This is a genomic window from Streptomyces sp. AM25 (assembly GCF_058146165.1).
The window spans coordinates 1-7,734 of record NZ_JBKIWN010000075.1; the positions used below are offsets into that span (position 1 = coordinate 1).

General features: G+C 67.6%; 10 protein-coding genes and 1 pseudogene. 8 read left to right on the forward strand and 3 right to left on the reverse strand.

The annotated features are described in order from the left end of the window. From ACLHRZ_RS36000 to ACLHRZ_RS36010, 3 genes are all read right to left on the reverse strand, one after another. The coding region (locus ACLHRZ_RS36000) for an IS3 family transposase (RefSeq protein ID WP_490422829.1) at window positions 1–617 on the reverse strand (617 nt) is incomplete at its 3' end. Window positions 618–634: 17 nt separating this feature from the next. Then, complete coding sequence (locus tag ACLHRZ_RS36005) at window positions 635–922, reverse strand: transposase (RefSeq protein ID WP_490422821.1); 288 nt, start codon at window positions 920–922, stop codon at window positions 635–637. A gap of 33 nt (window positions 923–955) precedes the next feature. Next, entirely contained in the window at window positions 956–1,240 is a 285-nt protein-coding gene (locus ACLHRZ_RS36010) for a hypothetical protein (protein WP_490422822.1), read from the reverse strand. 34 nt (window positions 1,241–1,274) lie between these two features. Between ACLHRZ_RS36010 and ACLHRZ_RS36015 the strand changes: the two are divergent. The 8 genes and pseudogenes from ACLHRZ_RS36015 to ACLHRZ_RS36050 form a co-directional block, all read left to right on the forward strand. After that, a pseudogene (locus ACLHRZ_RS36015) lies at window positions 1,275–1,568 on the forward strand (VOC family protein); the annotation flags it as partial. 151 nt (window positions 1,569–1,719) lie between these two features. Beyond that, the gene (locus ACLHRZ_RS36020; protein ID WP_490422823.1) at window positions 1,720–2,817 is read left to right on the forward strand and encodes an AraC family transcriptional regulator; all 1,098 of its coding nucleotides are present in this window, start codon (window positions 1,720–1,722) and stop codon (window positions 2,815–2,817) included. Between the two features lie 414 nt (window positions 2,818–3,231). After that, window positions 3,232–3,372 (forward strand): hypothetical protein, encoded by a 141-nt coding sequence (locus tag ACLHRZ_RS36025; protein ID WP_490422824.1) that lies wholly within the window; start codon window positions 3,232–3,234, stop codon window positions 3,370–3,372. Between the two features lie 231 nt (window positions 3,373–3,603). After that, entirely contained in the window at window positions 3,604–3,924 is a 321-nt protein-coding gene (locus tag ACLHRZ_RS36030; protein WP_490422825.1) for a transposase, read from the forward strand. 276 nt (window positions 3,925–4,200) lie between these two features. After that, window positions 4,201–4,854, forward strand: coding sequence for a hypothetical protein (locus ACLHRZ_RS36035; protein ID WP_490422826.1), 654 nt, complete (start codon window positions 4,201–4,203; stop codon window positions 4,852–4,854). 893 nt (window positions 4,855–5,747) lie between these two features. Next, a complete protein-coding gene (locus ACLHRZ_RS36040; RefSeq protein WP_490422830.1) occupies window positions 5,748–6,365 on the forward strand; it encodes an RNA polymerase sigma factor in 618 nt (205 codons plus the stop codon). After that, window positions 6,362–7,420 carry a CU044_5270 family protein gene (locus ACLHRZ_RS36045; protein ID WP_490422827.1) on the forward strand — a complete coding sequence of 353 codons (1,059 nt, stop codon included), beginning with the start codon at window positions 6,362–6,364 and terminating at the stop codon, window positions 7,418–7,420. The genes ACLHRZ_RS36040 and ACLHRZ_RS36045 overlap by 4 nt, the downstream gene beginning before the upstream one ends. Next, window positions 7,417–7,653: a hypothetical protein gene (locus tag ACLHRZ_RS36050; RefSeq protein ID WP_490422828.1), complete on the forward strand. Its 237-nt coding sequence runs from the start codon at window positions 7,417–7,419 to the stop codon at window positions 7,651–7,653. Before ACLHRZ_RS36045 ends, ACLHRZ_RS36050 begins: the two co-directional genes overlap by 4 nt. Window positions 7,654–7,734 lie beyond the last annotated feature (81 nt).

Consider the following 7,734-nt stretch of genomic DNA (forward strand, 5'->3'; position numbering starts at 1 on the left):
GCCCGCTGCATAACTAAGTGGCATTGGTAGTTGCTGCCGCGGTCGGAATGGAATATTGCGTCCTTGGCGAGTTTCCGGTTCCGGGCCGCGTTGCGGATCGCCCGGGATATCAGAGGTGTCTGGTAGTGATCGTCCATTGCGTAGCCGATCACTTCCTTCGTGCAGCAGTCGATGACGGTCGCGAGGTACAGCCACCCTTCTCCGGTCTTGACATAAGTGATGTCTCCGACGAGTTTCTCACCGGGTGCGTCCGCGGTGAAGTCGCGGCCGACGAGGTCCGGTAGGTCGCCTGTCGCGGCCTGGGTGAGGCCGAAGCGTTTCGGCTTGGGCTGGCAGGGCACGAGGCCCAGCTCGCGCATCAGTTGGCGGACCAGCTCCAGGCCGGCGCGGTGGCCCCAGCGGGCGAGCTGGGCGTGGATACGCCGATGCCCGTAGGTGCTGTCGGACAATTCGAAAGCCTTCCTGATGAGAAGTCTCAGCTCCTCACGCCGCTGGGCTGTCGCGGAATCCGGACGCCCCAGCCATTCGTAGTAACCGGACTTGGACACACCCAGGTGCCGGCACATGAACTCCACGGGAAACGCGTACTCCGCTGTGTCGAGCCGCATCGTTTCGATGAACTCGTACTTGCTCGCTACCGGGGATCCTTCGCGAAGTACGCTGCGGCTTTTTTCAGGAAGGCGTTCTCCATCTCCAGTTCACGGATACGCCGGTCCTGTTCCCTGAGCCTGGCACGCTCGTCCGTGGACAGCGGCTGTGACTGCTTCCCGTGCTCGTGCTCATACCGGCGCACCCACGTGCGGAGCGTTTCCGGACTCACCTCAAGTTCCCGGGCCAAATGAGAAATGGGCTTACTGGATTTCAGCGCCAGCTGAACCGCTTCCTCACGGAACTCCAGCGTGTACGGACCTCTACGTGCCACTTGCTACTTCCCTCGATTCCTTACAGCACAACCCTATTGGGTCGCTGTCCGGAATCTCCGGGGCTCCTCACTGGTAGTGCCGTGCCGGGAGAGAGTTCGGCTCGTGAGCATGGTCGCGATGACTTGGGCGGTCAGGAAAACAGTCGTGTTCCATGCGTAAAGGCGTTCACCGCCGATGTCCGCGACCGCCGTTGGCAGCAGGCTCGCGGCCAGATAGATGTTGACGGCGCCGACGAGTACGCCCCCGGCCAGCACCACGACGGTACCGAAATGGCTGCCGAGTTCCCGCCATGATCCATTGCCCTGACTGTCATCCACGTGCGAACCCCGCCCTCGAGTTGCTTCCTTCCAGATGCGCGGCACGGGCCGGATGCGGCGCCTGGGCATCGAGCGGCTGTGGGGACCGGGGCGGCACCGCGCCGGTGACAACTCCTTCGGCTACTTCCTCGACCGGGCCGGCAACACCGTCGAATACACCACCGAGTTGGAGATCCTGGACGAGGACACCTGGCACCCCCACATCTTCGACCTGCGTGACCCTGCCAACGCGGACCAGTGGGGCACGGCAGATGAGATGGACGAGTTCATCGCCGCCAAGTCCCACAACGACGTCGACCCGGGGCTGTTCACGGCCCCGCCGATGTGAGCGGCCAGCTCCGTGAAACCCTGCGTACCCGAGACTCACCGGCACTCGGCGGCCGACCGGCCGACTGGAAGGGCCTCACCGAGACCGGGCCCACCGCCCCAACCGGCCATCATGGCCGACATCAGGCTCCCAGGGAGGTGACCCCACCATCGTGCCGACGCCGCTGCGCAACCACCTCATCACCAGATCCCGGAACCCCGCCGACCTGCTCAACGCCGCCACCTCCCTGTTCGGCGGCTCGATCGCCGCATCGCCCCTGGACGAGCTGTGCAACGGCGATCACGAACTGCGCGGCGTCGCCGCCCACGACTTCGCGGTGGGCTGCTTCGTCTCGCCACTCGATGTGCGTGTCGCCCCGGCCGGGGGCCGGAACCGCAGTTCGTACTTCGTCAACATCGGTATCTCCGGCGCCATTTCGGCATCGTGCGGCGGCCTGCGGGCGACCCTCGGCGGAGCGACGGCGGGAGTCGCCAACCCCGGAGACATCCAGGAGCTGAGGCCCCTGCCCGGCCGGAGGACGCAGTTCCTGGGCCTGTGGATCGACGCCGCCCTGGTTCACCAGGAGTTCACCGCGCTGACCGGGCGTCCGCAGGTGTCCACCGTGCGCTTCGATTCCGCCCTCGACCTGGCCGGCTCCAAGGGCCGGGCGGTGCGACTGCTGGTCCGTTCCCTCCTCGAACAGCTGGACTCGGGAGACCCCCTGTTCCCGCGCGCGGAGCTGCAGCGCAGCCAGCTGCATTGCCTCGTCACCGCCCTGCTGCTGGCCCAGCCGCACACGCACACCGGCGAGCTGCACGACGGTCCGCAACCCGGCTTCCCGCGCTCCTTGCGGGCAGCCCTCGCGTTCATCGAGACGAACCTCGCCGAGCACATCAGCCTCGACGGCATCGGCAGTGCCGCAGGCTGCAGCCCGCGGACCCTCAGCTCCGCATTCCGCGGCCGGCTCGGTCTCTCGCCCATGACCTACGTCCGCAACCTGCGGCTCGACCGGATCCGTGAGGACATCCTCACCTCCACCGACCCCGTCGGCACGATCGCCTACCGGTGGGGCATCTCGCACCTCGGCCGCTTCGCCGGTGAGTACCGTGCCCGTTTCGCCGAACTGCCCTCCGACACCGCAGCCCGCAGGCAAGAGCGACGCCCCGGATACAGGCTGCCGTCCCCAGCCCCGCCCGGGCCTGGGCTGGCACGAGCTGTTTTGAAGGTGCCGCCGCGCCCCGGCGTCTGTGTTTCGAAGGAAAAATTATGATCTTGCTTTTGTTTCGCTGAACAGCGGGGAGGGCAAGAGCTGCCGGTACACGATCGACAGAGCCCGTGCCGAGTGAGAACCCGCTGCTCCGTCCTGGACGACGAGTGGACCACCGAGGCGCTAACGGCGCGCCCGGATCCCCCCCCGGTCAATTTTCGTTCGACAGGAGGGCTCCGGCTTCGGCACAGCCGGGCCCATGAGCCTGAGCGTGCACACCTTTGTCTACGGCGCCGGCGGCGGTCACAACTTCCTGGAAGACCCCGAGGACGGCGACACCCCGGCCGGGTTCGAAAGTACCCGCACCCGGCTGCGGGGCTCCGAGACGATCCGGGCCCTGGGCTCCCGGTTCTTCCCCCTGCTCAAGGACGGCCAGCTCTGCGTGGAGCGGGAGGAGACCGATGATTTCCTCACCGAGTGTCAGGAAACCCGCCCCACCTCGGCCGGCTTGCCGAACACAGCGGCTACGACACCGACTACGTCACCGGACGCTTCGAGAACATCGTTGCCGCCGCGCAGCGGGCCAAGGCCGAGGACAGCGGAATCGTCGTGTGGTAAGTCCGGCTGCGCACCCCGCGATCCGCAGGGTGCGTTCCCGGCATCTACCAGCGCATCCCCAAAGCGTCGAGGTCTGTGCGGCGCTGTGCGGTGAGTTTGTCGGCCCTGCGCCGGATGTTGTCGAGGACCATGCCGAGCTTCACCTCCTGGCGGCCCTCAGCGCCACCCTTGTCGCGCGTCAGGCTTTGTGGCTCAGGGCAGAGTTGAGTCCCTGACCCGAAGGAGAGTCTGATGAGCCGTCCGCCGCAGTTCCCTGTGGAGGAGAAGATACGGATCGTGCTGTCGGTCCTGGCTGGTGAGGTCACCGTTGCCGAGGCGGCCCGACGGCACAAGACGTCGCAAACGTCGGTGGCGAAGTGGAAGGCCCAGTTCCTGGAGTCCGGGAAGGCCGGCCTGAGCGCCGGGGCCTCGAAGCAGGCGTCCAGCCGGGAGGCGATGCTCGAGGAGCAGATCGAAGACCTCAAGACCGCGCTCGGTGAGGCCCACGTCGAGCTGCGGGTGTGGAAGAAGTCCGCCGAGGGCCGCCTGGCCCCTTCGAGGACCTCGAGGTGATCCGCACCGAAGCGGAGATGCCGACCGCGAGGTTCTGCCGGCTGACCGGCATCCCGCGCCGCACCTGCACCCGCCGGCAGGCCCGCGCCCGCGAAGCCCGTACCGCGGTGAAGGGTCCGTGGCCCGCCCCGGTCGTCGACGTCCTGGAGCCGGTGGCCGCGAAGTACGCAGCCGGCCGGCCGGCCTGGGGCCACCGCAAGCTGCACCGGCTGATGCGGGCCGACGGCCACGAGGCCCTCCGCGTCCTCCATCGAACGGGCCCTGCGCAGACGGGACTTGCTCCAGCCCGTCGACCATGCCGGGCAGCGCCGGGAGCTCGCGAAGGCCCGCAAGGCCGCGTTCGCCGACCCGCCGGTGAGCCCGAACGAGGTGTGGCAGCTGGACTTCTCCGAGTACGAGACGACCGGTGGCGGGATCTGGCGGCCGGCCGGGGTCACCGACTGCTTCACCAAGCTCGAGCACGGCCGGCACATCGCCCCGACCTGCACCGGCGCGGACGCCATAGCCGCCGTGAAGACCGCGATGGCCGAGGCCGAACGGCTCGGCGGGCGCCCGCCGACCGAGCTGCTGCCCACAGATCCCGGCACCGGCAGGATGCGGAGAATCAAGCCGGTCACCGACAACGGCGGCGCGTTCAAGGGCGCCGCGTTCGCCCGGTTCATCGCCTCCCGCCCCGAGCTGCTGCACATCCGCACCCGGGCCAAGAGCCCCGGCCGGAACGGCGTGCGCGAGCGCGCCTTCGGCTCGCTGAAGTACGAGCACCTCTACCGCCCGGAGATCGAGGACCTCAGCATGCTCGCCCGCGAGGCCGAGCACTACCGGCACGTCTTCAACCACATCCGGCCCCCCGAAGCCCCCGCCGGCCACCACCCGATCGAGGTCTACCGCAACCCCGACCTCCACCCCCAACTTTCAAACCGAGAAACCTGAGCCACATTCTTGACGCGGGACACCTGGACGAGCACAAGCCCTACCTGCACCAGCGCTGGAACGACGGCTGCCACGACATCCCCCGACTCCACCGGGAGATCAGTGCCCTCGGTTACCGCGGCAGCATCCAGACCCTCCAGCGATACCTCCGCACCGTCAAACCGCCCGGCACTGCACCACCGGCACCCCGACCGGCGCCGAAACCCCGTCGCACCGCCCGCTGGATCATGACCTGCCCCGACCATCTCACCAGCGACGATGCGGCCGAACTCAAGGAAATCCGGGCCGGCTGCCCACACCTGGACGCCACCACACGACACGTGCGCGACTTCGCCGCCATCATGCGCGACCTGCAAGGCGAACGGCTCCCGGCCTGGATGGACCGCGTCAAGAACGACGACCTGCCCGCGCTGCACTCCTTCATCAACGGCCTCCGTCGCGACCAGGACGCCGTCACCGCCGGACTGTCCACCCCATGGAGCTCCGGCCAAGTCGAGGGCCACGTTTGCCGCGTCAAGCTCCTCAAAAGGGAAAGGCTTCGGGCGCGCGAACCTCGACCTACTCCGCAGACGCATACTCCTCGGCCCCTGATCCGCCAGCATCACAAAATCGCCGACAGAGCCGAATTTCGTGATCGCCGACAGCAAGCTCCGGGGGCACCCAGGGAGGCGCCTCGTGGTTCTGACTGCGGACGTATTCTACCTGGTCCGCTTAGCGTGAGCAGCGGAAGGCCTCCAGGTCTCGCGCTGCCTGCAGTCTGTGTCCCAGGTTTCGGCGCATGGGCAGGCTGGTTGGGGGACAGCCGGGGCCGTACGGCCCGGAGCCATCGCATGTGATGCAGGTCACTGGAACTGGTGGTGCTGGGCGGACAATTTCTGGGTGTGAGTGATGTGATGCACGACCGTATACGGGACGGCGATCCCGCAGCGTTCCGGTCACTGTTCGAGGAGCATTCGAGGCTGGTCTACCGGCATGCCGTGCGGGCGACCGGTGACTGGTCGGTTGCCGAGGACGTCGTCTCCCTGACGTTCCTGGAGGCGTGGCGGCTGCGCGCCAGGCTGCGCGACGAAGAGGGCGGCGTACGGCCGTGGCTGATGGGCATCGCGGTGAACGTTCTGCGGAACACTGCGCGGACAGCCCGCCGTCACCGGCAGGCGATGGCCCGCCTCCCGGCCAAGGACGCGCTGCCGGATTTCGCCGGCGAGGTGGTGGGGCGGATGGCCGATGCCGAACGGCTGGCTGCCGCGAAGGCGGCGCTGGGCAGGCTGCGGCGCTGCGAGCGTGAAGTGATCACCTTGTGCGTGTGGTCCGGGCTGAGCTACCTGGAGGCCGCGCAGGCTCTGGGAGTGCCTGTGGGCACGGTGCGTTCCCGGTTGTCCCGGGCGCGTGAGCGGCTTCAGAAACTTGCCGAGCAGGAATTGCGACAGGGCTCTGACGGCGCCTCCAGCCAGGGTCAGGTCCGTACGGGTGCGGTCGGGCCGAGGGAATCGATGGAAGGACGGAAGCGATGATGCGTACTCCGCGGCGGCAGGACGAGCCGCTCGACCACTGCGAATTCGACCTGTTGCTGCCGTCACCGGGTGAGCCTGTGCTGCCGCCCGCGCGGCAGTCTTTGCTCAAGGAGCACTTCCTGAACGAGATCCACTCCACGGCCCCGGTCACCGTTGCACGTCGTCGCGGTCTGCGGCGGCCGGTGTGGATAGCATTGCCGGTCGCCGCCGCGCTGGCTGCTGGGATCGTGGTGGCCGCTCCGTGGGAACGAGGGGGGCATGACGATGCGCGGGCGAGTGGGCAGTCCTCGTCCGAAGCAGCACGGCCGCAGGTCGTGGCGCTGGAGGCCGGTACCACGAAGGGGCTGCCGGCCGCGGTCGAGCGGATCTCGCTCGCGGCTACGCGGCAGCCACCGCTGGAGCCCCGGCAGAGCCAGTTCCTCTATGTCGAGAGCCGGGTGTCGTTCCTGCGGAGCGAGTCCTCCGGCGGCGAGGAGAAGAACTGGATCACCCCTCTGCACACGCGCCGGCTGTGGACTTCGCCCGACGGGACCAAGGGATACCTCTACGAGCCCGGACACGGCCTCCTCGAGGGCAAGGGCGAGGATCTCGACAAGGCCGAGACCGACGGCCGACACTCGTACAACAGCATGAAGGCCCTGCCCACCGACCCCGACGCGCTGCTCAAGCGGCTCTACCAGGGTGGCCGGAAGGGGGACCCGGGCGCGGACTGGATGGCATTCAAGGAGATCGGCTCCCTGCTGCAGGAACAGATCGCACCGCCGCAGACCACCGCAGCCCTCTACAGGGCAGCAGCCCAGATCCCCGGCGTCAAATTCATGAGCAATACCACCGACGCCGACGGACGGCACGGCATCGCCATCGCCTTCGACAACGGCGGCACCCGCACAGAGTGGATCTTCGACAAGACCACCTGCGCCTACCTCGGCCAGCGTGAAATCCTCCTCAAAGAGGCCTACGGGATGAAGCCCGGCACCGTCATCGGTCAGACCGCCGTCGTCACACGGGCCGTCGTCGACGCCAAGAAGGCACTCCCCAACGGGGGAAAGGCATGAACACCCTGTCCCAACTCCCCCTCGACTTCACTGCGTTCCACACGCTCTATCACCACGCATACCTCCACCACGCCAGCATCAGACTCGCCCCCTCCCACGCTGAACAAGCCGTCGAAGTGACCTTCACCAAACTCGCCCGAACCTGGCACGCAGTACTCCAACAGCCCGACCTCGAAGCCCACACCTACACCGTCCTCGAAGAAGAAATCACCCGACTCACCCCCCGGCAGTAGGACCGCGGGCCGGGCAGGCCAACACCCCGGCCAGACAGCGGACAGACCGCACTCAGGGCTGATTCATAGTCCTGGTTGGCG